The 26,252-nt window shown below is 42.6% G+C and carries 24 protein-coding genes; 9 read left to right on the forward strand and 15 right to left on the reverse strand.

The window, feature by feature from the left end; translation table 11 throughout:
• Positions 1–51 precede the first annotated feature (51 nt).
• From AY605_RS08500 to AY605_RS08560, 13 genes are all read right to left on the reverse strand, one after another.
• Entirely contained in the window at positions 52–747 is a 696-nt protein-coding gene (locus tag AY605_RS08500; protein ID WP_064095981.1) for a methionine ABC transporter permease, read from the reverse strand.
• Positions 744–1,769 carry a methionine ABC transporter ATP-binding protein gene (locus AY605_RS08505; RefSeq protein ID WP_064095982.1) on the reverse strand — a complete coding sequence of 342 codons (1,026 nt, stop codon included), beginning with the start codon at positions 1,767–1,769 and terminating at the stop codon, positions 744–746. The genes AY605_RS08500 and AY605_RS08505 overlap by 4 nt, the downstream gene beginning before the upstream one ends.
• Positions 1,770–1,842: 73 nt before the next feature.
• The gene (locus tag AY605_RS08510) at positions 1,843–2,718 is read right to left on the reverse strand and encodes a MetQ/NlpA family ABC transporter substrate-binding protein (RefSeq protein WP_064095983.1); all 876 of its coding nucleotides are present in this window, start codon (positions 2,716–2,718) and stop codon (positions 1,843–1,845) included.
• Between the two features lie 580 nt (positions 2,719–3,298).
• Positions 3,299–3,853 carry a GNAT family N-acetyltransferase gene (locus AY605_RS08515; RefSeq protein ID WP_064095984.1) on the reverse strand — a complete coding sequence of 185 codons (555 nt, stop codon included), beginning with the start codon at positions 3,851–3,853 and terminating at the stop codon, positions 3,299–3,301.
• Between the two features lie 99 nt (positions 3,854–3,952).
• Entirely contained in the window at positions 3,953–5,293 is a 1,341-nt protein-coding gene (locus tag AY605_RS08520) for an anti-phage deoxyguanosine triphosphatase (protein ID WP_064095985.1), read from the reverse strand.
• Between the two features lie 174 nt (positions 5,294–5,467).
• Positions 5,468–6,751, reverse strand: a complete 1,284-nt coding sequence (purD, locus tag AY605_RS08525; RefSeq protein ID WP_064095986.1) for a phosphoribosylamine--glycine ligase — start codon at positions 6,749–6,751, stop codon at positions 5,468–5,470.
• Between the two features lie 142 nt (positions 6,752–6,893).
• Positions 6,894–8,468 (reverse strand): bifunctional phosphoribosylaminoimidazolecarboxamide formyltransferase/IMP cyclohydrolase, encoded by a 1,575-nt coding sequence (gene purH / locus AY605_RS08530; RefSeq protein WP_064095987.1) that lies wholly within the window; start codon positions 8,466–8,468, stop codon positions 6,894–6,896.
• Positions 8,469–8,562: 94 nt separating this feature from the next.
• Positions 8,563–8,832, reverse strand: a complete 270-nt coding sequence (gene fis / locus AY605_RS08535; RefSeq protein ID WP_001086304.1) for a DNA-binding transcriptional regulator Fis — start codon at positions 8,830–8,832, stop codon at positions 8,563–8,565.
• 397 nt (positions 8,833–9,229) lie between these two features.
• Positions 9,230–10,108, reverse strand: a complete 879-nt coding sequence (locus AY605_RS08540) for a DUF3426 domain-containing protein (RefSeq protein ID WP_064095988.1) — start codon at positions 10,106–10,108, stop codon at positions 9,230–9,232.
• A gap of 15 nt (positions 10,109–10,123) precedes the next feature.
• Positions 10,124–11,029, reverse strand: coding sequence for a 50S ribosomal protein L11 methyltransferase (gene prmA, locus AY605_RS08545; RefSeq protein WP_064095989.1), 906 nt, complete (start codon positions 11,027–11,029; stop codon positions 10,124–10,126).
• Positions 11,030–11,162: 133 nt separating this feature from the next.
• The gene (locus tag AY605_RS08550; RefSeq protein WP_064095990.1) at positions 11,163–12,050 is read right to left on the reverse strand and encodes a bile acid:sodium symporter family protein; all 888 of its coding nucleotides are present in this window, start codon (positions 12,048–12,050) and stop codon (positions 11,163–11,165) included.
• Positions 12,051–12,134: 84 nt separating this feature from the next.
• On the reverse strand, positions 12,135–13,022 hold the full coding sequence (locus tag AY605_RS08555; protein WP_064095991.1) for a bile acid:sodium symporter family protein: 888 nt from the start codon (positions 13,020–13,022) through the stop codon (positions 12,135–12,137).
• A 151-nt stretch (positions 13,023–13,173) separates the two neighbouring features.
• Positions 13,174–13,629 (reverse strand): hypothetical protein, encoded by a 456-nt coding sequence (locus AY605_RS08560; protein WP_064095992.1) that lies wholly within the window; start codon positions 13,627–13,629, stop codon positions 13,174–13,176.
• Between the two features lie 253 nt (positions 13,630–13,882).
• On the opposite strand from AY605_RS08560, the gene mnmG reads away from it, so the two are divergent.
• The 3 genes from mnmG (at position 13,883) to AY605_RS08575 (ending at position 17,746) form a co-directional block, all read left to right on the forward strand.
• Positions 13,883–15,763: a tRNA uridine-5-carboxymethylaminomethyl(34) synthesis enzyme MnmG gene (gene mnmG, locus AY605_RS08565; RefSeq protein WP_064095993.1), complete on the forward strand. Its 1,881-nt coding sequence runs from the start codon at positions 13,883–13,885 to the stop codon at positions 15,761–15,763.
• A 315-nt stretch (positions 15,764–16,078) separates the two neighbouring features.
• Entirely contained in the window at positions 16,079–17,284 is a 1,206-nt protein-coding gene (gene mhpT, locus AY605_RS08570; RefSeq protein WP_064095994.1) for a 3-(3-hydroxy-phenyl)propionate transporter MhpT, read from the forward strand.
• 135 nt (positions 17,285–17,419) lie between these two features.
• Complete coding sequence (locus AY605_RS08575; RefSeq protein WP_064095995.1) at positions 17,420–17,746, forward strand: hypothetical protein; 327 nt, start codon at positions 17,420–17,422, stop codon at positions 17,744–17,746.
• Positions 17,747–17,794: 48 nt separating this feature from the next.
• On the opposite strand, the gene glnG is transcribed toward AY605_RS08575, so the two are convergent.
• Positions 17,795–19,276, reverse strand: a complete 1,482-nt coding sequence (glnG, locus tag AY605_RS08580) for a nitrogen regulation protein NR(I) (RefSeq protein ID WP_064095996.1) — start codon at positions 19,274–19,276, stop codon at positions 17,795–17,797.
• On the reverse strand, positions 19,263–20,372 hold the full coding sequence (gene glnL, locus AY605_RS08585) for a nitrogen regulation protein NR(II) (RefSeq protein ID WP_064095997.1): 1,110 nt from the start codon (positions 20,370–20,372) through the stop codon (positions 19,263–19,265). Before glnL ends, glnG begins: the two co-directional genes overlap by 14 nt.
• 341 nt (positions 20,373–20,713) lie before the next feature.
• Here glnL and rimO point away from each other — a divergent pair, with 341 nt between their 5' ends.
• The 6 genes from rimO to ispC all read left to right on the forward strand — a co-directional run bounded on the left by rimO (position 20,714) and on the right by ispC (position 26,252).
• A complete protein-coding gene (gene rimO / locus AY605_RS08590) occupies positions 20,714–22,057 on the forward strand; it encodes a 30S ribosomal protein S12 methylthiotransferase RimO (protein ID WP_064095998.1) in 1,344 nt (447 codons plus the stop codon).
• 46 nt (positions 22,058–22,103) lie between these two features.
• Positions 22,104–22,832 carry a UMP kinase gene (pyrH, locus tag AY605_RS08595; protein ID WP_004786170.1) on the forward strand — a complete coding sequence of 243 codons (729 nt, stop codon included), beginning with the start codon at positions 22,104–22,106 and terminating at the stop codon, positions 22,830–22,832.
• A gap of 80 nt (positions 22,833–22,912) precedes the next feature.
• Positions 22,913–23,467: a ribosome recycling factor gene (gene frr, locus AY605_RS08600; RefSeq protein ID WP_064095999.1), complete on the forward strand. Its 555-nt coding sequence runs from the start codon at positions 22,913–22,915 to the stop codon at positions 23,465–23,467.
• Between the two features lie 7 nt (positions 23,468–23,474).
• Positions 23,475–24,227, forward strand: a complete 753-nt coding sequence (gene uppS, locus AY605_RS08605; RefSeq protein WP_064096000.1) for a polyprenyl diphosphate synthase — start codon at positions 23,475–23,477, stop codon at positions 24,225–24,227.
• A 3-nt stretch (positions 24,228–24,230) separates the two neighbouring features.
• Positions 24,231–25,055 carry a phosphatidate cytidylyltransferase gene (locus tag AY605_RS08610; RefSeq protein WP_064096001.1) on the forward strand — a complete coding sequence of 275 codons (825 nt, stop codon included), beginning with the start codon at positions 24,231–24,233 and terminating at the stop codon, positions 25,053–25,055.
• Positions 25,056–26,252 (forward strand): 1-deoxy-D-xylulose-5-phosphate reductoisomerase, encoded by a 1,197-nt coding sequence (gene ispC, locus AY605_RS08615; RefSeq protein ID WP_064096002.1) that lies wholly within the window; start codon positions 25,056–25,058, stop codon positions 26,250–26,252.

The raw sequence follows: 26,252 nt of genomic DNA on the forward strand, positions 1-26,252 counted from the left end.
CTAAAAAATAAAACCCTCAAAAAGAGGGCTTTATTTACTTAGAGAACTAGCTTAACGAAGTCGGGATAACCAGTCACCCACACTCTGTACAATCTGCACCAGGATCAATAATACAATGACAGTCATGATCACCACTGAGGTATCAAAACGCTGATAACCATAGGAGATTGCCAAGTCACCAATACCGCCAGCACCCACAGCACCTGCCATCGCCGTAGCTCCAATCAGGCTGATAGTGGCAGTGGTCAGGTTTAGAATTAGCGAGCTACGCGCTTCCGGTAGAATAAATCTAAAAATAATCTGCATCGGTGTTGCACCCATGGCTTGTGCAGATTCGATAATACCTTCGTTGACTTCAAGCAGAGAGTTTTCTACCAGACGGCCAATATAAGGGCCGACATAAATAGTGAGTGGCACAATTGCAGCCCATGTGCCAATAGACGTTCCAACCAGAAATTTTGTCAATGGAATGACTGCAATCAGCAAAATAATGAACGGCAGGGAGCGCAGTGCATTCACAATCGGATTTAGACCATGATAAATCACACGGTTTGGCAGAATTCCGTTGGGACGAGTAACTAATAGAGTAATCGCCTGAATAAAACCCCAGATACAGCCAAACAGCATCGCAAAAAACACCATATGGAAGGTTTCTTGCAGTGCGGTCACGAACTGGTCCATCGACAGCGAGCTTTTCCAGAAAGGTGAAGTAATCGTGGTCAGCCACTGTACAATTAACTCTCTCATTCCTGTACTCCTGCCTGATCTACCTGTACACCGTGATCTCTGAGATATTGCAATGCAGCATTAATTTCTGTGGAATTACCGAGAAGCTGAATAAACATCTGACCAATTACAGTCCCATTAATTTCAGTCATATTGGCAAACAGGATATTCAAACTGATATCAAACTGTTTGATGACGCCTTGAATCACGGTTTCCTGAGCTGAGCTGCCCAAGAACTTTAAACAGTAAATACTGTGATGATTCTGATTTTCCAGATTATTCAGAATATTTACGGGCAGGTTTTGCTGGAGCACCGTCTGGATAAAGTTTTTCGTGGTTGGATGCTGCGGCTGACTGAAGATCTGCAGGGTAGAGCCTGTTTCAATCACGTCACCTTTTTCCATGACTGCGACATAATCACACACAGTTTCAATTACATCCATTTCATGGGTGACCATGACAATGGTAATGCCTTGTTCCTGATTAATGCGCTTGAGTAGTTGCAGTACGGATTTAGTCGTTTGCGGATCGAGTGCTGAGGTTGCTTCATCACATAATAGGATCTTTGGATGATTCGCTAAGGCGCGGGCAATCCCGACACGCTGCTTCTGACCGCCAGAGAGTTCGTCTGGAAAAGCATTGCGTTTATGTTTCAGGTCAATGAATTCCAGTAGTTCCTCAAGACGCTTTTCCCGTTCAGATTTTTTCCACCCGAGCAGCTTCATTGGCATTTCAATATTGGCAGCGACCGTTTTGGTCTGCATCAGATTAAAGTGCTGGAAAATCATGCCGATCTGGGTACGTTCCTGACGCAATGATTTGGCATCCAAAGCAGTAAAATCTGTGCCATTAATCATCACCCGGCCTGAAGTTGGTCGTTCCAGCAGGTTAATCAGGCGAATCAGGGTGCTTTTACCCGCACCACTATAGCCAATAATGCCAAAGATACTGCCAGTCGGAATCTGCAGGTTGACCCGGTTCAGGGCATGTAAGGTCTGGCCCTTCAGCTCATACTGTTTGGAGATGTCTTTAAATTCAATCATAGTGTCAAATACTGCATCACGTATAAAAAAACAGGCAAGTTATCCTTGCCTGTTTTGAGTATTGATTATTGTATTACTTTGCTTCGGTCAAATAAGTTACCGGTTTGTTTACCGCAACTTTTGTACCGCCAAAGTGTTCATCAACATAGGCTTTCACAGCAGGAGTATGATACAACTGGCCAACTTTTTGAAGTACAGGATCATTTTGACGATCGGCTGCAACGGCTAAAACGTTCACGTTCATTTTGGTGCTTTGATCAATGGCTTCATAGTAAATCGCATCTTTCAATACGTTCAGCCCACCTTCCATTGCCAGAGTATTACCCAGAACAATCGCATCGACTTCGTCTTTTACACGTACTGCTGTTGCCATTTGAATTGGCTTGATCACGATCTGTTTCGCATTTTCAGTAATATCAGCAGGCGTACCTTTAACCAGATCAAAGTTTGGTTTAAGTTTTACCAGACCTGCAGATTGCAATAGTAACAGTGCGCGTGATTCATTTGCGCCGTCATTCGGAATGGCAATTGTAGCGCCAGTTTTAAAGTCTTCTACTTTTTTCACTTTGCTTGAGTAAATCCCCATTGGCTCAAGATAAGTCGTAGAGAGTGGCGCGATCTTTTGTGTATTGGCATCGTTATAAGCCACCAGATAGGCATAAGACTGGAATGCGTTGACATCAATTTCTTTATTGGCAACAGCATTGTTCATTGCAACATAGTCAGTGAAGTTTTTCACATCCAGCTTGATGCCAGCTTGCTTGGTTTCAGGTAGGGTCGCAATATAACGCCATACGTCAGCGTCTGAACCAGTCGATGCCATGGTCACGGTTTGCAGTTCACCTGAGTCTTTGTTTTGTGCTGCATCCGTTGCAGGGGCTTCTTGTTTTCCGCATGCAGTTAAAGTCAATACAGATGCACTGAGTAAAACGCCAAGTAGCTTCTTCATAAAGATATCCTAATTCTCGAGTTGCCTAAAGTATATGCATTTTAAGGTCATGTTAAAGTGGAGTTTTATTACCTCTTTATCAGACCAGATCAAGATCGCATTTGACTCCGACAAGAAAAATACAAATGTACTGCAACAGTTCAGATTGGTTTGATATGCTTAGAGTTCACCAAATGCCATATACTTTTGCTATTTAGAGAGTAAATAGATATTTTTAAAAGACATAATCGCAATTGGTGCTCTGAATGCGCGCAATCATAGCAATTATTGTTTATTCAATATAGTGAATAAAAAATGATTGTTTATCTAATTAAGTGAATAGTTGTTTTATAAAAACATTAGTAATTACAATATATTATTTTTACTTTAAATGAATTAAATATTCATTTCGATGAAAAGATGATCTTTATAATATTTTTGCCGATATTAAGCATAAAAATGCATATAGATAAATATAAGAAAAATATCTGATTTTTTGGGAAATCAAGAAAACTCTAACGGGATAAAATTTTCCTTCATGCTCACTAGGCGAGGCAGAATCTGATCTTGGCTTTCTCAGCTCATCATACTGCCTGCAAGCTTAACAGAAGGGAATATGCAGATAATCCGAACGCTGTTTTTCATAAAGTACATGTCTACACAAGATATGCTCGGCAGGTACAAGCGGATGATCAAATTCTCCCACTTTTTCTAAGCCAATATTTTGCATGATACGTTCTGATGGCGTGTTGATGCAGGCAGTAAAAGAAATGACTTTCTCTAGGCGCAGGGTTCTAAAGGCATATTTCAGTACTGCTTTGGCGCCTTCAGTCGCATAGTCTTGATGCCAATATTGCGGTAACAAGCGCCAGCCAATTTCAGGGGCATCTGCCATATCAAATTCAGGTGGATGGACGTGCAGTCCAATAAAGCCAATAAATTCACCTGTGCTTTTAAGTTCGACAGCGTATAAACCCCAACCACGTTTTTCGATGGCATCACGTAGGCGATTCATAAATGCAGTGGCTTCAGAAGCATCGAGTTTTTTAAGGAAATATCGCATGACGTCATCGTCCGCGCACATTTGGATAAATGGGGCAGTGTCGGAGTCTTGCCATTGGCGCAGGATCAGGCGAGGGGTGATTATAGGTGACATTATAGAACTACCAAGAAGTAATCGGACAACTGAAACACATTATCCGATTACTTAAAAGTTATTAGGAGGTTAAAAGAGTTGGTAACCTGTTAGCCCAAATTATAAATGATCAAAGATAGACCCTTTGTGAGGAGCATAAATTTTCTCATATAATCGAGTTGCATATTCATCAGTCATACCAGATATATAGTCACATATAACTCTCATTCGATCTTTGTCGCTTTTCTCAGAATCGTATTTAGACCATGTTGATTTTGGAAGTAATCGTTTTGGGTCAGAGCTTAACGCTTCAAATAATTCAATAACGATTTTTTGACCTTTAAATTCCAAAAGTTGAACATTGGTACTCTTAATGACTTTCTCATAAACTAATCTAAAAATGTGGTCACGCAGATCATCCCACTTTTCATCCATAACAGCATTCCACTTTAGAAGTGGCTCATCAAATTGGTCATTTTCTTTTAAATATATGCTGGTGATAAGATTATGTACGAGTGCACCGATAAGCTCTTTTCGTTCATAACTATTTTGTGAAAAAAGTTTTTCTCCAATTTCTTGATAGTTAAGATTATTACACTGCTTAAATATAGCTTCTTTGCCTTTATTATGTAATAGCCAATCATCTTTAGTGATTAATTTTAAAGATATTGCATCTTCAAAATCATGCAGACTGTAGGAGATATCATCGGCTAATTCCATAATACTAGCATCTAAACTATGGAATTTAGGTGTGCTATGTTTTTTTGCGCTAATTGCACTTTGCACAAATAGGTTTTTATCATTTTTGTTTAATGGTGCTAAGATAAAATTTTCAACAATGTCTTTCTCAGTGTCTAAATAACATTTTGGTGGTTTCTGAGAGTCAGCTTTTGCTAGCCAAATCTTTTGTGGAATTTGACCATAAAATTGTGGATTACAAGCTTCACTGTAAGGGATTGGGTACTTCAAAACACCTAGAAGTAATCTTCGAGTGGGATTTAGTCCATTTTTTTCAGTATATTTTTCTAATTTTGTAAGAATTCTGAGTGTTTGCCCATTTCCTTCAAAGCCGCCAAATTCACGCATACATATATTCAATGCAACTTCACCACCATGACCAAAAGGTGGGTGTCCTAAATCATGAGCTAAACATATTGCATTGATCAATGCTGAACTTGGAAGTATTTCATCTAATATTTTCTCATCGGGTTTTTTCAGGTATTCCCCTTTTTTTAAATGGCGTTTGATGCCTGCACCTATTTGTGCAACTTCCATTGAGTGAGTTAAACGAGTACGGTAAAAATCACTCTCTCCTAGACCTAAAACTTGCGTTTTGGCTTGAAGTCTACGAAATGCTGAAGAATGTATTAAACGAGAAAAATCGCGTTCGTATTCAGTGCGTAGATCATTAGTTTTACGCTCTTGCTTAAGCAATCTATCTTCCCAATATTCTTGTGTCACTGCTAATCCCTCGTAATTTTTTGTTTAAATATTGTATATAAAAATCACATTTGTTGGGGGTAATCTTATTAAAATTTTTAAATAACCTCTCCCTAACCCTCTCCTAAAAGGAGAGGGAATTTTCAAATTAAAAAACCCCGCACTCAGCGGGGTTTTTACTAATTTAAATATAGATTAAGCATTTTCACGAGCAATCGCACGGTAACCAATATCTTTACGATATTGCATGCCGTTAAAGGTCACTTTTTCACAAAGCTCTAATGCTTTGGCTTGAGCTTCACCAATGGTATTACCTAATGCAGTCACACAAAGAACACGACCACCAGCAGTCACAATCTCACCATTCTCAAGCGCTTCCGTACCTGCATGGAATACTTTCGCATCTGCCATTTCAGTATCTAAACCTGAAATCACATCGCCATTGCTAGACGTTTCAGGGTAGCCACGAGATGCAAGCACGATACCAACAGTTTTACGCTCATCCCATTCAGCTTCGGCAGGTAAGTTGCCTTCGATACCTGCTTGAACCAAATCAACTAATGATGATTTTAAACGCATCATGATTGGCTGAGTTTCAGGGTCACCAAAACGACAGTTAAACTCGATCACTTTTGGTTGACCTTTGTCGTCAATCATCAAGCCAGCATATAAGAAACCAGTATAAACATGACCGTCTTTTTTCATACCTTCAACGGTAGGACGCATCACTTCATTCATGGTTTTTTCAAACACGTCAGCCGTCACCACAGGCGCAGGTGAGTAAGCACCCATACCGCCGGTGTTTGGACCTTGATCGCCTTCAAAAATACGCTTGTGGTCTTGAGATGTTGCCATTGGCAAGATGTTGTCGCCATCAATCATACAAATGAAAGACGCTTCTTCACCTGCAAGGAATTCTTCAATCACAACACGAGAACCTGCATCACCAAATTTGTTGCCTGCAAGCATGTCATCAATGGCATCGAATGCTTCTTGATTGGTCATTGCAACGATTACACCTTTACCCGCAGCAAGACCATCAGCCTTGATCACAATTGGCGCACCATTTTTCTCAACAAATGCTTTCGCTGCGTCTACTTCAGTAAATACGTCATAGAAAGCTGTTGGAATGTTGTGGCGTTTAAGGAAGTGCTTGGCAAAAGCCTTAGAGCCTTCAAGCTGTGCAGCAAACTGCGTTGGACCCCAAATTTTTACATCCGCTTCACGGCAAGCATCAACCACACCATTTACAAGCGGTGCTTCAGGGCCGACAATAATCAGTTCAACTGCATTGTTTTTGGCAAAATCAATAATCGCAGGGTTGTCGAGAATGTCTAAAGCGACATTTTCACATTTATTTTCAGTTGCAGTACCTGCATTACCTGGCGCTACAAAAACTTTTGTAACTTGATCGTCTTGTGCGATTTTCCACGCCAATGCATGCTCACGACCGCCACTACCCAAAACTAAAATGTTCATCTTTAGAATAATCCTCGAAAATGAAATTCCCAAAGCCTAATTCGGCTTAAAAATCATTAACATCTTAACGCAAGATGCAAATCAATACAGACATAATAAACCCCCCTTATAGAAAGGAGGGCTTATTTTTAAATTTTACAACTTAGTGGCGGAAATGACGCATACCAGTGAACACCATTGCAATACCAGCCTCGTCAGCTGCAGCAATCGTTTCTTCGTCACGCATAGAACCACCCGGTTGGATAATGCACTTGATACCTGCTTTTGCAGCGTTATCAATACCATCACGGAATGGGAAGAATGCATCAGATGCCATTACTGCACCTTCAACCACTAAACCTGCATGCTCAGCTTTGATCGCAGCAATACGTGCAGAGTTAACACGGCTCATTTGACCTGCGCCGACACCAATCGTTTGGCGGTTTTTCGCATAAACAATCGCATTAGATTTCACGTATTTCGCCACTTTCCAAGCGAAGATCATGTCGTCAATTTCTTGCTCAGTTGGTGCGCGTTTTGTCACAACTTTAAGGTCATCTTTAGTGATCATACCCAAGTCTTGATCTTGAACTAACAAACCGCCGTTTACGCGTTTGTAGTCAAGTTGAGATTGACGCGCATCGATTGCTGGAAGTTCACCACATACTAGGACACGAACGTTTTTCTTCGCGCCAGTTACTTCAAGAACGCCTTCAGCAATGCTTGGCGCAATGATCACTTCAACGAATTGACGGTCAACAATTGCTTGTGCAGTTGCAACGTCTAATTCACGGTTGAATGCAATGATGCCGCCGAATGCAGATTCTGGATCAGTTGCATAAGCAAGATCGTAAGCTGCTTTGATACCGTCTAGAGACACCGCAACGCCACATGGGTTAGCGTGTTTAACGATCACACAAGCAGGTTTCGCGAATGATTTAACACATTCAAGGGCAGCATCGGTATCTGCAATGTTGTTATAAGATAATTCTTTACCTTGTAACTGTTTTGCAGTTGATACAGAGGCTTCAGTCGCAGCAGGATCTACATAGAAAGCAGCAGATTGATGCGGGTTTTCACCGTAACGTAAATCTTGAGCTTTATTTAACTGTGTGTTGAAGGTGCGCGGGAATTTATCCGCTTGGCCTTCTTCTTTACCTACGCGAGCGCCTAAGTAAGATGCAATCATGCCGTCATATTGTGCAGTATGTTCAAATGCTTTCACTGCCAGGTCAAAACGGGTTGCATAAGATAAAGCACCCTCAGCTTTAAGCTCAGCGACAACTGTTGCATAGTCAGATGCATTTACCACGATACCTACAGAAGCATGGTTTTTCGCAGCTGCACGAACCATTGTTGGACCACCGATGTCGATGTTTTCAATCGCATCAGCAAGTGAACAGTTCGGTTTTGCTACCGTTGCAGCAAATGGATAGAGGTTAACAACAACAAGATCGATCGCATCGATATTGTGTTCAGCCATCACAGCTTCGTCTAGACCACGACGAGCCAGGATGCCACCATGAATTTTCGGATGTAGCGTTTTAACACGGCCGTCCATCATCTCTGGGAAACCAGTGTGCTCCGAAACTTCAACTACAGCGACATTATTGTCTTTCAACAATTTGTAGGTACCACCTGTAGATAAAATTTCTACCCCTAGAGCAGCAAGTTCTTGTGCAAATTCAACAATACCAGTCTTGTCAGACACAGAGATTAAAGCGCGTTTAATAGTCATGATCTTCGTCACAGTTTTCAAGGAACAGATTAAATCTAAATAGCTAATTTACAGTCAAAAAAAATGCCTGCGGAAGCCGCAAGCATTTTATCATTTATTCACTCATTAAACCGTGAGCTTTTAACTTTTTACGTAAAGTACCACGGTTGAGTCCGAGAATCTCGGCAGCACGTGTTTGGTTACCACGTGTATATTCTAGAACTACAGATAGAAGAGGTTTCTCCATTTCTGCCAGCACCATGTCGTATACCTGAGATGGTTGCTCGCCTTGTAGTTGCGCAAAATAATGGCGAACTGCGCGATCTACGTGGATACGTAAAGCAACATCAGATTGTGCAGTAAAAATAGGAGATTTGCTATTCATGCGAATTAATCCGAAAAACAAATATCACTTGGGTAAAGTGATATAAAAAGTGGTCTAGAAATTGAAATGAACTCCGCTTTAGATCCTAAAACCGGAGTTCTAAAACTTAATCATTGCATTGAGCCAATAGCTTGACACATCTCAACGTTTTGGTCGAAAAATAAGCGTAACAATAGTTAAAGTTTTGTTACAGACCAAAATCAAAACAAAAAAATCTGCACGATACGCAATAAATTTTATAGCGCATTAGGCAAGACTGTATTTGTTGTGAAAAAGTCGCGAGGAGTTGCAGCACATAGCTTTCGTGGCGCGTATCATACCATTGTCTAAGCAAAAGTGAGCAAGAAAACTGCATTTTTTTTAATTTTTTTTAACTTTTTAATACTTTCTCGGCAGATTAAGGGCGAATTATTTCCAAAGTATAACGATCAAAGCTTTTGCGATCGACTGGAAGCTGAAATTTGAATTTAAACGGGCTATTTTTCGGGATGCGTTTGATATTAACCAGACTTTCAACCAGATATTCTTCTGAAGATAAATTGTAAGTTGCAATAACTTCACCGCGGCGTTCCAGATTAATTCTTAAAATCGGTAAGGCCAGGCTACGGTCATGGAAATTGATCAGCTCACCGCTCAGTTCAGTTTGATTTTTAGCAGTGGCTTTAAGTTTGACTTTATTGGTCTGAATCAGCGTGTAGTATTCTTCTAGATTGGAACAATTAAACACGTCACATGTACTATTAAAAACCAGACTCATAACATGGCTGTTTTTAATATATTGCGGATTGAACCAGAAAAATTGAAACAGTAGCAGGCTAAACAGTAAAAGATTGATCAAGCTCCAACTTATATAGTACAGAGGCCCGTGCTTGGTTTGTTTGTTTGGCTGATCTTCCCAGATCATGCTTGGCAGTGCCGAAATCGGCTCGGTACTAAAATAATTCAGGTTATTTAAATAAGTTTGCAGGTCAATATTGGAATGTTCAACTTTCTGATCAAAGATCTGTAGCAAACTATGACGATTATGCTGCTGTTCAGGATAGTAATCACCTGAGCTGTTTTCAATGTCAGTTTTGCCAGCTTCGTTCGAGTTTGGTTGAGATTGAGCCGTTGGGGTGGTGACCGAATTCCGGGCTTCGGTCACCAAATGCGATAAGGCATTAAAGGAAGTTGTACATTTTGGACAGCAAACCATACCCTGCGCAACGGTAAGTTGAGCAACTGTGACCTTGTAAATAGTGGAACAGGTAGGGCAATAGGTTCTTTTGTCACTCATGGATTATTTATAGGCTCATTCATTCTTATGGCGTTTACCCGAGATGCGGCACCAGTGCTCGTCTCGTTTTTCTACCTCTAATATATCAAAATAATTTGAGTAAATGCTAGTAACATCAGCCACTTGCTCTTCAATCACTCCTGCAAGTGCGAACTGTCCCTCAGATTTGATTAAAGTTGCGAACTCAGGAGCCAACATCATTAGTGGTGCTGCTAGAATATTGGCAACAAATACGTCAGCTTTGGTAGTGCCGAGTTCTTCTCTAAAATCTTCTGGCAAACCAACATAAAGTTTATCCAGAACGCCATTCAGCTCAGCATTTTGCTGGGTGGCCAGTACCGCTTGTGGGTCGATATCAGTAGCATATGCTTTTTTTGCACCTAATAGCAGTGCAGCTACCGCGAGAATACCTGAGCCACAACCGTAATCGATGACGATTTTATCTTTTACATCAATTTTGCCTAACCATTGTAAGCATAAAAAAGTTGATGCATGGTTACCTGTTCCGAAAGCCAGACCCGGATCAAGCTTGATGTTTACCGCATCCGCTTCAGGTGCCTCCATCCACTCTGGCACGATCCAGTATTTTTCAGCAATCTGAATGGGTTCATAAGCATCCATCCAGGTGCGTTCCCATGCCTGATCTTCAATTAACTCATGATGGATCGGCGCATCTGGCAATTGTGTACGGATAAAAGTTTCCAGTGCAGCAACATCAATTTCTTCGCCGTCTTCCTGTGCATAAATACCGGTTACAATCACTTTATTCCAAAGTGGTGTTTCACCTGGAAGGGGTTCCAGCAAATCCTGGTTTTCAGCATCATCCAACGTTACACTCACTGCACCCAGGGAGCTGAGTAATGTCTCAGTAAAATCAACCTGAGCCTGTTCAACCGTAATATGAATTTGTAACCACTTCACAGAAATAACCTTTATACATTTTTTAAAAAAGCTATTGTAGCGGAAGTTCGGAATCAACGCTGCTATCTTCTTGCTCCTGACCTAAAATAAAAAAGGATGCCTGACGCATCCTTTTAAAGGTTCCAGACCTGCTTTAATCCAGGGTGGTAACTGGTTTTTGTGCAGGAAGTGGGGCAAGCCGATTTAACAAGCTGCCAAAAATTGCAGCGAAGATATACATAAAAATAGAATAAACCGCAGCCGGCATTGCTACAGCGGCACTGCCAATCACTGTCAGAGCAATCGTCATGGCAAGGGTGCTGTTATGGATACCAATTTCAAATGCACTGGCACGGGCTTGTGCACTGTTAATATTGAGCAATCGCGGGATGAGATAACCAATTCCAAGGCTCAGTATGCAGAACAACGCAGTTGCCAAGCCAACCTGGGTCAGGTATTCACCGATATTGCTGCGCTCTTTGATGAGTGTGGCAATAATAATCAAGACTAAAAAGCTGATGGAAAATATGCGCAGTGGGCGGTTCAGTTTTGCGGTCACGCCTGGGGCATAATGTCGAATCAGCATGCCAATTCCCACTGGAATCAGGATGATCGCAAAGACTTGCAGAATCTTGCCGAATTGCAGGCCAACCTGCTGACTATCCTGCAGGAAATGCATGATCGAAAAATTAATAATTAGAGGCAGGGTAATGGCTGCAATGACCGAATTGATAGCAGTCAGAGTAATATTAAGAGCTAAGTCACCTTTAAACAGGTAACTAAACAGGTTAGCGGTCGCACCTCCAGGGGAAGCGGCCAATAGCATGAGTCCAACCGAAAGCAACGGCGGTAAAGCGAACAGCTTGCAGAGCAAAAACGCAATTCCTACCAGAACAATCAGTTGGCAAAAAAGAGCGATAAATACCGCTTTGGGATGACGCGTTACACGACTAAAGTCCCGAGGCGTCAGTTCAAGGCCAAGCCCCATCATGATGATTGCAAGTGCCAGCGGTAGTAATATAGTTATAAGGTCAGAATCCATCTGTATGCTCCTTGTCGATTTTTTTAATATTGTTGATTTTCTTTGGAAAATAATACCGTGCTAACTGAATATTAATCAATAAGCTTATAAATCTGATAAACGAGTTTTTCTGTTATAAACCACTTGTTGGCGGCTCAACAGCACACCGAAAATAGCTGCGAAACTATACATGAAAATCGTATAGATCCCTGCCGGAATGGCCATAGTGACATTATTGAGCACCGAAATCGCAATCGTCAGGGCAATGGCTGTATTATGAATGCCGATTTCAAAGGTACAGGCGCGCGCCATTTTATCTGGAATGCCCATCAATAAAGGAATGCAATATCCTATAAACAGGCTGGAAAAACATAGAATTGCAGCTGCCGCCCCAATACTGGCAAAGTATTCCACCAAATTAAAACGTTCTCTGAAAATGGCGAAGATTACCAGTATCGCTAAAAAACTGATGGAGACTAGGCGCATGCGCTTGCTGACGGTAATGGATAAATTTGGAAATTTGTCTCGGAGTAGCATTCCGATAATTACCGGAATTAAGGTAATTAAAAAAACCAGAACAATCTTTTCGACTGGAAAAGCCACATTGGAATCATGACTCAAGAAATAATGTAAAGACAGGTTGATAATAAAAGGTAAAGTAAAAATAGAAATGAGGGTATTAATAGCTGTAAGAGTAATATTAAGTGCAACATCACCTTTATATAGATAGCTGAACAAGTTCGCTGTCGGGCCACCAGGTGAGGCAGCCAGAATCATCAGGCCTACCGCAAGTAAAGGTGGTAAATCCACAATCAGACAAATAAAAAAAGTAAGGCTGGGTATTAGTATTAACTGCGCAAATAAAGTAATAAAAATAACTTTAGGATAGCGGCTTAATCGCAAAAAATCTTTGAGGGTTAGCTCTAGCCCTAGTCCCATCATCATGATTGCCAATGTAATTGGCAAAAAAATGCTAAAAAACCCCGAATCCATGTATTTGCCTTTTTATTATACATTTATAGATATATTTCGAGTTTAGCTTAGATGAATAAATAAGCAATAAAAACGAGCAAAATGCAGTCACTTTGCCCGTCATAACTTTTTCTTGTAATGCAGCCAGTTTATGGATAGGACTGCTTACATATTACATGCCGGGCTGTGTTTGAGAGCCCTGTTGCATTGGTTGAGTGTTGTTTTGTTGTTGCATACGCTGATTTTGCATTTGTGTCTGATTCTGCATCATTTGTGATACAGGAGGGTGCGGTGGAGTAAAGCCTAAAGCACATTTACCGCTCATTTGTGTACCATTAATGGTCGCTGTGGCTGTGCCACTTGTGCTTGTACATGCAGTATAAAGTTCAGGCTCGTCACCTATGATAGAACTAGGATTACCGGCAGGGAAGAAACGTGGTTCACAGGTGCCATTAAAGAGAACCCCGCGTGTACTGTAACTGACCTGAGCACCTTGGGTTTTGCCTTTACAAACCTGTTGGTACTTTTGAGCATTATAACTGGTCGCAATTTTATCATTTGCGATAGCAGCAAATGGAGCAAGACATAAGCCACATAAAACAGTTGAGAGCAAAATATTCTTATTCATCTTCTATACCTTTGTTTGTAATGTCATCAATGTATAGATTAAAAAATATGCGAAATTAAACAATGTAAATCGAGTAAATTTCTTGGCTTATATGTTTAATTTATATAGTTACTCTGCAAAGTTAAATTACATTGCATTATCCAATTGCTATATAAAGGTTGTTATATCAAGATAAAATCGATTGAATTCGTCTACTTTAGAATGAAATTTGCTATAATGCCCAGCTATTCTTTTTATCTCTCAATTTACCACTATGCACTATCCTAAAGTATACGATGTTATTGTTATCGGTGGCGGTCACGCCGGTACGGAAGCGGCCTTAGCTGCGGCGCGTATGGGCCGACAGACTTTACTCTTAACTCACAACATTGAGACTTTAGGGCAGATGAGCTGTAACCCGGCCATCGGGGGTATTGGTAAATCGCATTTAGTACGTGAAATTGATGCCTTGGGCGGCGCTATGGCGCTGGCTGCCGATAAAGGCGGTATTCAATTCCGTATTTTAAATTCACGTAAAGGTGCAGCGGTTCGTGCCACTCGCGCGCAGGCTGACCGTGTGCGATATAAAGCCGCTATTCGCGAAACATTAGAAAACCAAGCGAACTTAGATATTTTCCAGCAAGCAGCAGATGACCTGATTCTTGAAGGCGATACTGTTAAAGGTGTTGTAACCCAAATGGGTATTCGCTTTGATGCGAAAACCGTTGTGCTCACCGCAGGGACCTTTTTGGGCGGCGTAATTCACGTGGGGTTGGAAAAATCCAGTGGTGGTCGTGCCGGTGATCCACCGTCTATTTCACTTGCCCATCGTTTACGTGAGCTGCAACTGCCGGTAGGTCGTTTAAAAACAGGTACACCACCACGGATTGATGCGCGTTCGGTTGATTTCTCTGTGATGACGCCACAGCCGGGTGATTTCCCGTCTCCGACCATGTCATTCATGGGGGATGCATCAATGCACCCTGAGCAGGTAAATTGCTATATTACGCATACCAATGAGCGCACGCATGAAATCATTCGTGGCGGTTTAGACCGTTCACCGATGTATACCGGGGTGATTGAAGGGGTGGGGCCACGTTACTGTCCGTCGATTGAAGATAAGATTCACCGTTTCGCCGATAAAGACTCGCATCAGGTTTTCCTAGAGCCTGAAGGTCTGGATACACACGAGCTTTATCCGAACGGTATTTCAACATCATTACCATTTGACGTTCAGTTTGAACTGGTACGTTCGATCCGCGGTATGGAGAATGCGCATATTCTTCGTCCGGGTTATGCGATTGAGTACGATTATTTCAACCCGCAAGCCTTGAAGTTCACGCTTGAAACCAAAGCGATCAATAACCTGTATTTTGCTGGCCAAATCAACGGTACCACCGGTTATGAAGAGGCAGGTGCGCAAGGTTTGCTGGCAGGCTTGAACGCTGCACGCCGTGCGTGGGATCAGGAGCAATGGACACCAAAACGTGATGAAGCGTATATGGGTGTACTTGTGGATGACCTGATCACATTAGGTACCAAAGAACCGTACCGCATGTTTACCTCGCGTGCGGAATACCGTTTGATGCTGCGTGAAGACAATGCAGACCAGCGCTTAACGCCAATCGGTCGTGAAATGGGTCTGGTGGATGACGAACGTTGGGCTGCATACTGCGAGAAAATGGAAGCAGTAGAAAAAGAAACAGGTCGTTTGCAGCATCTGTGGGCGGCGCCAAACAATCCAATGGGTAAAAAATTCGTTGAGATGACCGGTGCAGACCTGTCTAAAGAGTGTTCGGCAATTGATTTGTTGAAACGTCCTAATATTTCATTTGCTCAAATTGCAGAATTGACCAATTCTGAAGTCTCACCATTTGTCGGTGAACAAATTGAAATTGCAGTGAAATATGCGGGTTATATTAACCGTCAGCATGAAGACGTGGCACAAATGAAACGTCTGGAAGAAACCCGTATTCCTGCTGATTTTAACTATGACATCGTGTCGGGTTTGTCTCGTGAAATTACTCTGAAGCTGAAAGATGTTCGTCCTGAGACTTTAGCGCAAGCAAGCCGTATTCCAGGTGTAACCCCAGCAGCAGTACAACTGGTGATGATCACGATTCGTAAGAATGTCCAAGCGAAAAAATCTGCTTAAGATTTTGAGCTAGAAAAGCCCGCATCTCGCGGGTTTTTTATTGGCTGGTGGTTTTGTATAAGTTTTGACTATCGTGAGATTAGAAATACCTACTATGAAGTCAAGTTATTGAAAAATATATTCAATTGAAATTATTAAGATGTAATAAGTCTGGATACTTAATCTTTTAGGTCTAATTTTGACACTATTTATTGCCGATGAGAGTACTTAAACCCGACTATTGTCGTGCTATTTCTCAATCAGCATTAAGTTGAGAATAGGGTAACGGATCGCCAGGTGATGAAGCGATTTGTAGATTATTGATGGAGATCAATCATGGCACAGCCATACAGCGGAAAAACCCAAAAAATCTTAACCATATTCTTATGTTTTTGGGTCGCATTTTTTGAAGGTTTTGACCTTCAAGCTCCCGGGGTTGCAGCGAAAGGAATTGCAGCAAGCTTTGGTTTAGGTCAGGTTCAAATGGGTTATGTGTTTAGCCTAGGCGTCTTCGGAATGCTGTTCGGCGCATTCTTTGGTGGACGTATCGCCGATTATTTAGGGCAAAAAAAAGTCCTGATGCTCTCTGTGACTATTTTTGGTCTGTTCATGTCGCTGACTGCGATTGCGCCAAGTATCGAAGTTTTATATGCAGCGCGTTTCTTTACCGGGCTGGGTTTAGGTGCCGCAATGCCGACCATGATTTCAGTCGTCGGTGATGAAGCAACGGAAGCCAACCGTGGCAAGTTAAATAGTTTGATGTATTGTGGTTTGCCGGTAGGTGCGATCTTTGTTGCCGGTCTGGCCATGCTGCTTCCGGATATTCAATGGCAAACCTTATTCCTGATTGGGGGATTAACGCCTTTGGTATTGATTCCATTGATGGCGTTTATTCTTAAAGATAAGCCTAAAATGAATGCGGAAGTGCCGGTTTCTGGCGAAGCTGTACCGGGAATGGCTGAAGTTTTGTTCAAGCAGCGACAGTATAGAAATACATTACCTCTTTGGGTTGGTTTCTTTTTTACCCTCATGATCAATTATATTTTGATCAGCTGGTTGCCTAATTTACTTATGGAACAAGGTTTGCAGAAGCAGCAGGCATTTTTGGTAATGTTAATGTTCCAGGTAGGGGCAGTGATTGGTACCTTGAGCTTGGGTTATTTACTGGACCGTTTAAAGCTTTGGCAAATGGCAGTCATTATTTATAGTGGTTTGTTTGTGGCCTTGGTATTACTTTTTACCACTACTTCTATTCCACTTTTGATTTTTGCGGGAATTATGGGGGGTATTTTCTCTACAGGTGGCCAGTCTATTCTCTACGGGATCTCACCGATTTTTTATTCGGACTTGGGTAAGGTGACCGGTGTGGGGAGTGCAATCTCGCTAGGACGTTTAGGGGCGATGACCGGGCCGTTGTTAACCGGAAAGATTCTGGCATTGGGTTTGGGAACTACAGGTATTCTTATGGCAAGTTTACCGGCAGTGGTGGTCTCGGCAGTCGCAGTCACAGCATTATCACGTTATAAGGCTGCACATACCTAATTGAGCCTTGAGAGCTTTCAATATTAAAAAAGGGAGTCTGAAGATTCCCTTTTTATCATCCGGATTTTTTAATTGAGTAAAGACAATCCATAAAATTTGCTAAAATAGACAAATAGCAAACAGATTGACTTTCATATGGCATATCAAATTATTCCGCTTTCGATTCAGGCCACCGATAATATTGCCTGCCCACATTGCCACCAAGACATCATTAACTGGCAGGAAGAGCAATATATCCAACCTTGTGAACATACCTTGTTTATTGCCATGGATATTGGCTTTGAATATATCACTGATGAATTCGAGCAAACCATGCAAAAAACAGTGGATGAATTGCATGCCAATGACGACGTGGTAAATATGTTTGAGGAAATTAGCCTAAGTACATATCCAAACTATTTAATATTAAAATCTGATTTGGGCGCAGCAGGCTATTCACGTTATATTGGTTTAACTGTCTAGCTTTTTACTGGTCGTAATAAAAAAGCACCCGCGGGTGCTTTTTTATTTTCAGGCCTGGCTTTCGATTTCTTCTACTTCGTCATCATCAGCACTGTCCATGCCCAGTTCTTTAAGTTTGCGGGTCAAGGTGTTACGCCCCCAGCCCAGAAGTTCGGCAGCATGACGCTTGCGGCCGCGTGTTTGTTGCAGGGCTGCATTGATCAGGGTGCGCTCAAACATGGGTGTCGCTGCATCCAGTAATTTCATCTCGCCATTTTTCAGCTTCTGGATTGCCCATTGACCTAGTAATTCATCCCAGTGATGCGGTGCAATCTGGTTCAGGTTTGGGATCGGAGCACCAGGATCCTGTTGCTGGATCGGAATCTGTTTCAGTTCAGGTGGCAGGTCTTCAGGATAAACTTCACGACCTGTAATCATGACAGTTAGCCAGCGACAGGTATTTTCCAGCTGACGAACATTACCTTGCCAAGGCAGCTTTTGCATGTATTCCTGAGTTTCAGGACGCAATATCTTAGGATTTACACCGAGTTCTTTACCTGCACGTGCAAGGAAGTGCTGTGCCAGCATTGGAATATCTTCAGAGCGATGTGCCAGTTTTGGGATATGAATCCGGATCACATTCAGTCGGTGATACAAGTCCTCCCGGAAACGGCCATCATGGACCAGCTTTTCCAGATCCTGATGCGTCGCTGCCACGATACGCACATCGACCTTAACCGGAATATGACCACCGACACGGTAGAACTCGCCATCAGCCAGTACACGCAATAAACGTGTTTGGGTTTCAAATGGCATGTCACCAATTTCATCTAAGAACAATGTACCGCCGTTGGCCTGTTCAAAACGGCCTTGACGTTGGGTATTGGCACCGGTAAAAGCACCTTTCTCATGACCGAACAGTTCGGTTTCGATCAGGTCTTTTGGAATGGCTGCCATATTGAGTGCAATAAAAGGTTTTGAACTGCGTGGTGAATGACGATGCAGGGCATGCGCCACCAGCTCTTTACCTGTACCCGACTCACCATTAATCAATACGGTAATGTGCGATTGAGACAAACGGCCAATGGCTCGGAATACTTCCTGCATGGCAGGTGACTCACCAATAATCTCTGTAGATTGAATTGGCGGGGCAGTCTTTGCTGACTCCTGCTGCTGTAGCTTGGTGATATGTAAAATTGCACGATTTACCAGCGCCAGCGCTTCATCAATATCAAAAGGCTTAGGTAAATATTCAAATGCACCGGTTTGATAACTTGATACAGCAGATTCCAGGTCTGAATGTGCTGTCATAATAATGACGGGCAGGTCAGGATAACTGTGTTTAACCTTGCCCAGGAAGGTAAGTCCATCAATACCCGGCATGCGGATATCGGTCAGAATTACATCGGGTGCTTCAATACTCAATTGATCCAGAGCAGATTGTGCTTCTTCAAAACTGGTCACATCCAGACCTTCTTCTTTAAAGGTCTTTTCCAGTACCCAGCGCATGGCGCGATCGTCATCAATCACCCATATTTTATTTCGCGACATGATTTGACTCCCAAGGTAAATATAAGCTAAAGACAGTTTTTCCAGCCACAGACTGACACTCGATCATGCCGTTGTGCTGATGAATAATATTTTGAGCAATACTGAGGCCCAGACCGGTTCCTTTGGCCCGGCTGGTGACCAGTGGATAAAACACCGATTCGATAATGTCTTCCGGAACTCCCGGGCCATTGTCTTCAATATCAATCCGTACCACAGAACGGTGAATCACCCCGTTAATGGTAAAGAGACGCTGAATCCGGGTTCTTAGAATCAGTTCCGGTTGATGTTCGATAAAGAATTCCTTGTTTTCGGTCATGGCCTGTACAGCATTGGCACAAATATTCAAAATGACTTGAATCAGTTGGTCTCGGTCTGCCAGAACTTCAGGTAATGACAGGTCGTAATCCCGGGTAATTTTGATTTTCTTTTTGGTCTGGCTGGCAATCAGGGAGCGTACCCGTTCCAGGGGTTCATGTATATTGACCAGTTCATAGCTTGGAAGCTGGCGTGAGCCGAGCATGGTATCGGCCAGATTTCTGAGTCGATCCACTTCGCTAATGATAATGTCAGTAAATTCTTTATATTGTTGATCATTCAGGCTGCGTGCCAGCAATTGGGTCGCCCCGCGAATGCCACCGAGTGGATTCTTGATTTCATGCGCGACACCGCGAATCAGCTGGCGCGCGACCTGGTGCTGTTGTACCAGATTTTCTTCACGCGAGATTTTGAGCATGCGATCGCGAGGATTGAGTTCGATGAGTAACAGCGGATGATAAGGTTTGCCAAGGTTTAGCTGAGAAACAGTGTAATCGACATGAATGTCTTTAAAGTTGACCAGAATAGTGGCTTCACGACGCGTATAGGGCTGTCCCGTACTTAAGGTATTATTCAGGGCTTCTTCGGTATTAAACTCATCTGTCGGGTTTTGCAAAATATTCAGCACAGATGTGCCACTCGCCCGAAATAAGCTCACATCAAATAGGGCTTCGCAGGCAGAGTTCAGATAATAAATATTTAGATCGCGGTCTATCAATAAGATACATGTGGTCATATTGTCCACTAAAACACGATAGTCGATCGGAATAAGTTGATCCATTCGCGGGTTTGTTCCTGTATTAAAATGGCGCAATGGCATCTTCATAAAGCAATTTAATCAATTTTAAGTTCTGATTTGATGCAAGATGCACGCCAACTTTTATGAATAGAGTTTATTTTTTGCTGGAAAACGCAGAAATGTGGCAGAGCAACATGGTTCATCTTAGATATAACGGATTAATTTGAGGCTGTAAATCTAAAATGATTCATTTTGGTGCGTTGCTGGGTATCTTGAATATTTTATGGCTATATTTTAGTGCGTGATGCAAAGAGTCAGGTTTTCAACTATTTTTATGATGCGAAAAGACATACAATACGCGCATTCTAGTAGAGCGAAAATTCATGAAGTCCCCCAAAGTCGGTTTTGTATCTTTAGGTTGTCCTAAGGCATTGGTAGATTCTGAACGTATTTTAACCCAGTTAAAGACTGAAGGTTATGACGTCGCTTCGGATTATGACGGTGCTGATTTAGTTGTAGTAAATACCTGTGGTTTCATTGAATCCGCAGTGCAAGAATCGCTAGATGCGATTGGTGAGGCGATGAGCGCGAATGGTCGCGTGATCGTAACAGGTTGTCTAGGTAAAGACGAAGACAAGATTCGCCAGATGCATCCGAATGTCCTGAAAGTGACAGGTGCAGCGGCATATAAAGAGGTTATGGATGCGGTTCATCAATACGTGCCTGAGCCGCCAAAACACAATCCATTTATTGATCTGGTTCCAGAGCAAGGCATCCGCCTGACCCCAAAACATTATGCTTATCTGAAAATATCAGAAGGCTGCAACCATCGTTGTACCTTCTGTATTATTCCAAGCATGCGTGGCGATTTAGTTTCACGTCCAGTCGGTTCTGTGCTTGAAGAAGCTGCAGCGCTGAAACGTGCCGGTGTAAAAGAAGTACTCGTTATCTCCCAGGATACTTCTGCTTATGGCCTGGACACGAAATACAAGCTGGATTTCTGGAATGGCCAGCCGGTTAAAACCAAATTCTATGACATGTGTGAAGCACTGGGTCAGTTAGGCATTTGGGTGCGTCTGCATTATGTCTACCCGTATCCACATGTGGATGCGGTGATCGACTTGATGGCACAAGGCAAAATCCTGCCTTATCTGGATATTCCATTCCAGCATGCAAGTCCAAAAATTCTCAAACTGATGAAACGGCCTGCGCACAGTGAAAATACCCTGGAGCGTTTGAAAATCTGGCGTGAGAAATGTCCTGATCTGGTGCTCCGTTCAACATTTGTGGTGGGTTTCCCGGGTGAAACCGAAGAAGACTTCCAGATGTTACTGGACTGGCTGAAAGAAGCCCAGCTGGACCGTGTAGGATGTTTCACCTATTCGCCAGTTGAAGGTGCGACAGCAAATGATTTGCCAGATCACGTTCCTGAAGAAATTAAACAAGAACGCTATGAGCGTTTCATGCAGGTTCAGCAGGAAATCTCGGCAGCCAAACTCCAACAGCGTATCGGTCAGATCATGACTGTGCTGGTAGATGACTTGGAAGATGAATTCCCGGTAGCGGTTGCACGTTCGTATGCAGATGCACCTGAAATTGATGGCAATGTTTTTGTTGAAGATATCGATAAAAGTGTCATTAAGGCAGGGGATTTGCTTGAAGTTGAGATTACTGATGCAGATGAATACGATCTGTATGCAAAACTCATTTCAGTCAAGTCTGCTTAAGATTTTGAATTAAAAAAATTTAAATTGAATACTTTGGAGTTTGATGATGTTGGATTCTAAAAAGCCACGCTTTGGTCGCATCCTGTTAAAGCTTTCTGGTGAAGCGCTGGCAGGCAATAAAGACATGGGAATCGATGCACAAGTGCTCGATCAGATGTCACTTTCTATTGCGCACCTTGTGGGTTTAGGCGTACAAGTAGGTATTGTTGTTGGTGGTGGTAACCTCTATCGCGGTAGTCAACTACAAAAAGATGGCCTGGTGGGTCGTGTAACTGGCGACCAGATGGGTATGCTGGCTACAGTCATGAACGGTTTGGCACTTCGCGACGCTTTGGTGCGCCGTAATATTAAAACCCGTTTAATGTCTGCTTTGCCAATTGGTGCTGTGGTTGAGTCTTACTCAAGCCGTGATGCAATCCGTCACCTGACTCAGGGTGAAGTATGTGTATTTGTTGCAGGGACAGGTAATCCGTTCTTTACTACAGATACTGCTGCCTGTTTACGCGGTATCGAAATCGAATCAGATTTGATCTTGAAAGCAACCAAGGTAGATGGCGTATATAACAAAGATCCAAGCAAGTACGAAGATGCAGTGAAATATGACACTTTGACTTTTGATCAGGTTCTGGACGAAAAGCTGGGTGTGATGGATTTAACAGCGATCTGCTTGTGTCGCGACCATAATGTACCGCTACAAGTATTCGATATGAATAAATCTGGTGCATTGCTTTCTGTTGTTATGGGCGAAAAAGAAGGGACTCACGTTACCAATTAATGACGTGAGCACCAAAGCACTTTATACTACACACTAATTTAGTAATAACCTCTTTTAAAGAATTAAGTAAGGAAGATCATATGATTAACGATCTTAAAAAAGACGCAGAAGAGCGTATGAACAAGTCACTTGACTCGTTGGAACACGGTTTTGCTAAAGTTCGTACCGGACGTGCGCATCCCTCGATTCTAAACGGTGTCATGGTTCCTTACTATGGCTCTGATGTGCCATTGAACCAGGTTGCAAACGTAGGTGTTGAAGATTCACGTACTTTGCTGGTTCAGCCATTTGAACGTTCAATGGTGGCTGCAATTGACAAGGCGATCCGTGAATCTGATCTGGGGCTGAACCCGATTACTGCGGACGCGATCCGTGTGCCAATGGCAGCTCTGACTGAAGAAACCCGTCGTGACATGCAGAAAGTTGCACGAAATGAAGCTGAAAATGCCAAAGTTGCCATCCGTAACATCCGTCGTGATGTATTGGGTGATATCAAAGCATTGTTGAAAGAAAAAGAAATTTCTGAAGATGATGAACGCCGCGCTTCTGACGACATTCAGAAAATTACAGACAAATTTGTTGCTGAAGTAGACAAACGCTTGGCTGCGAAAGAAGCTGAATTGATGAAGGTCTAATTCATCGATGACCGCTGCTGAAGAAAATTCCTGTCTTCCAAAACATGTTGCCATCATTATGGATGGCAACAATCGTTTTGCCAAAAAAAATCAGATGCAAAAAGGTGACGGGCACCGTGAAGGAAAAACGGTTCTGGATCCTATCGTCGAACATTGCAGAAAAAGAAATATCCAGGCTTTAACTGTCTTTGCATTTTCCAGTGAAAACTGGAACCGTCCCCAATATGAAGTAGACCTGCTCATGAAGCTGTTGGAAGACACCATTCATGAACAGTTGCCACGTATGGAAAAATTTAACATTTCCTTGCGATTTATTGGTGATCGGTCGCGTTTATCTCCTGAACTGCGGGCGCTGATGTTGCAAGCAGAACAAAGGACTGCTAATTTCGATAGTATGACGCTCACCATTGCAATCAGCTATGGTGGAATGTGGGACATGGCACAAGCTGCGAAGCAGATTGCTGCGGATGTTTTAACAAATAAATTAGATCTTGAAGCAATTGATACTGATATGTTTGGTCAATATGTCAGTCTGAGTGACTTGCCGCCTGTTGATCTGCTGATTCGTACTGGTGGAGATTTCCGCTTGTCCAATTTCCTGCTCTGGCAGGCAGCATATGCAGAGTTGTATTTTACTGAGACCTTATGGCCAGAATTTACCATAGAAGAGTTTGACGATGCACTTGCTGTGTTTGGTGGTCGCGAACGTCGTTTTGGTAAAACATCAGAGCAGATTCATCAAGAAAGACTTGAGAATTAATAAATGTTTGAGCGGATTATAACCGCATTGGTACTGGTAGCAGTTGTACTTAGTTGCATGTTTGCTACCGAATCACATTATCCAATGTTCGCATTGATGGTTGTGGCTGCCGGGGTGGCAGGTTATGAGTGGTTTAAACTCATGCCTCGAAAATTTAAACATGTCGTCAAACCTGTTGCTTGGGGATATGGAGTGCTCACTGCAGCACTTTCCGCTTTGGCATTGTATTTTGCCGAGGTCGCCTTATTGTTATGGGTAGCTTCTATTGTTACCTGGTTACTCAGTATTTACTGGGTAAAAACCTATCCTGAATATGATGGCTGGTACAATAACAGTCTGCATGGCATCGGGGTGGTGTTAATTTCCGCTGCGGTTACTGCAATTTTCTCGGTCTGGCAAAGTTCACCTTGGTGGCTGATGTACCTGTTTTTACTGGTATGGGGCGCAGACAGCGGTGCGTATTTTGTAGGTCGTAAATTCGGCAAGAAAAAACTGGCGCCAGATGTCAGTCCTAACAAGTCGATAGAAGGACTTTATGGCGGTATTGTTACTTCAATGCTGATCGTGACTGCAGTTGCTTTGCTTTATCTGGATATGACTTGGCCAGAACTGATTTTATTCCTTATTTTGTCAGTGGTTACAGTATTTAGTTCGGTGCTGGGAGACCTGTTTGAATCCATGATCAAACGTCGTGCCGGTATTAAGGATTCAGGTCGAATTTTGCCAGGGCATGGCGGAGTACTGGATCGTATTGATTCTTTGCTTGCTGCAGCTCCAATCTTTGCAGCAGGTATGGCTGTTTTAAAACTTATTGGTGTAGATTTATAAATGTCACAAGCAGTTTGTATACTGGGTGCTACAGGTTCCATCGGTCAAAGTACTTTAAAAATCTTGCAGCGACATCCTGAAGCATACTCGGTTTTTGCTGTGACCGCGCAAAGTCGTATTAATGAGCTGGTCGAAATTTGCCGTCAATACCATCCTAAAGTGGTGGTGGTGCCAGCTGATAAAGTAGACGAACTCTCAAAACGACTCCAGCAACACCATTTATCCGATATTGAAATTCTGCATGATGAAGCCGGTTTAATTGCAGTGGCTGAACATACTGATGTCGATATTGTGATGGCAGCAATTGTTGGTGCAGCAGGCTTGTTACCAACCTTGGCTGCGGTGAAAGCGGGTAAGCGCGTACTGCTGGCCAATAAAGAAGCCTTGGTCATGTCGGGTGACATCATGATGCAGGCGGTGCGCGATCATGGTGCTTTATTGCTTCCTGTTGATTCTGAACACAATGCAATTTTTCAGTGTCTGCCCCAGCATTATTTTGAAGCAGAGCGTCATGGTAAACCAAAACTGGGTGTATCCCAGATTTTGCTGACCGCATCAGGTGGTCCATTTCTAAACCACAGCATGCAGCAACTTGAGGAAGTTACACCTGCCCAAGCCTGCAAGCATCCCAACTGGTCTATGGGTCAAAAAATTTCAGTCGATTCTGCTACCTTGATGAATAAAGGTTTGGAGTTGATCGAAGCCTGCCATTTGTTTGCAGTTCAAGAACAATTTGTTACAGTTGTTGTGCATCCACAGAGTATTATTCACTCAATGGTTCAATATGTAGATGGTTCGACTTTGGCACAAATGGGTAATCCGGATATGGGCACGCCTATTGCACATGCTTTGGCATGGCCTGAGCGTATCAGTACGCATGTGGCACCGCTGGATCTGTTTATGCATTCACAACTCAATTTTCAAGAACCGGATGTAGTCCGTTTCCCTGCATTAAAACTGGCACGTCAGGCCATGCAGAGTGGCGGAATTGCACCCACGATTTTAAATGCGGCCAATGAAATTGCAGTTGCTGCATTTTTAAATCAACAGATCAGATTTACTCAAATTCCTCAAGTGGTTGAGCATGTTCTGAATCAGATGGACAATCAGCCCGCACATGATCTGGAGGCTATCTTGCAAGCAGATCAAATAGCACGAGGTTTATCACAGCAGTATGTTGTGAATAAAGGAAGTTAA

The organism is Acinetobacter sp. SFD, assembly GCF_001647575.1.
GTDB lineage: Bacteria > Pseudomonadota > Gammaproteobacteria > Pseudomonadales > Moraxellaceae > Acinetobacter > Acinetobacter pecorum.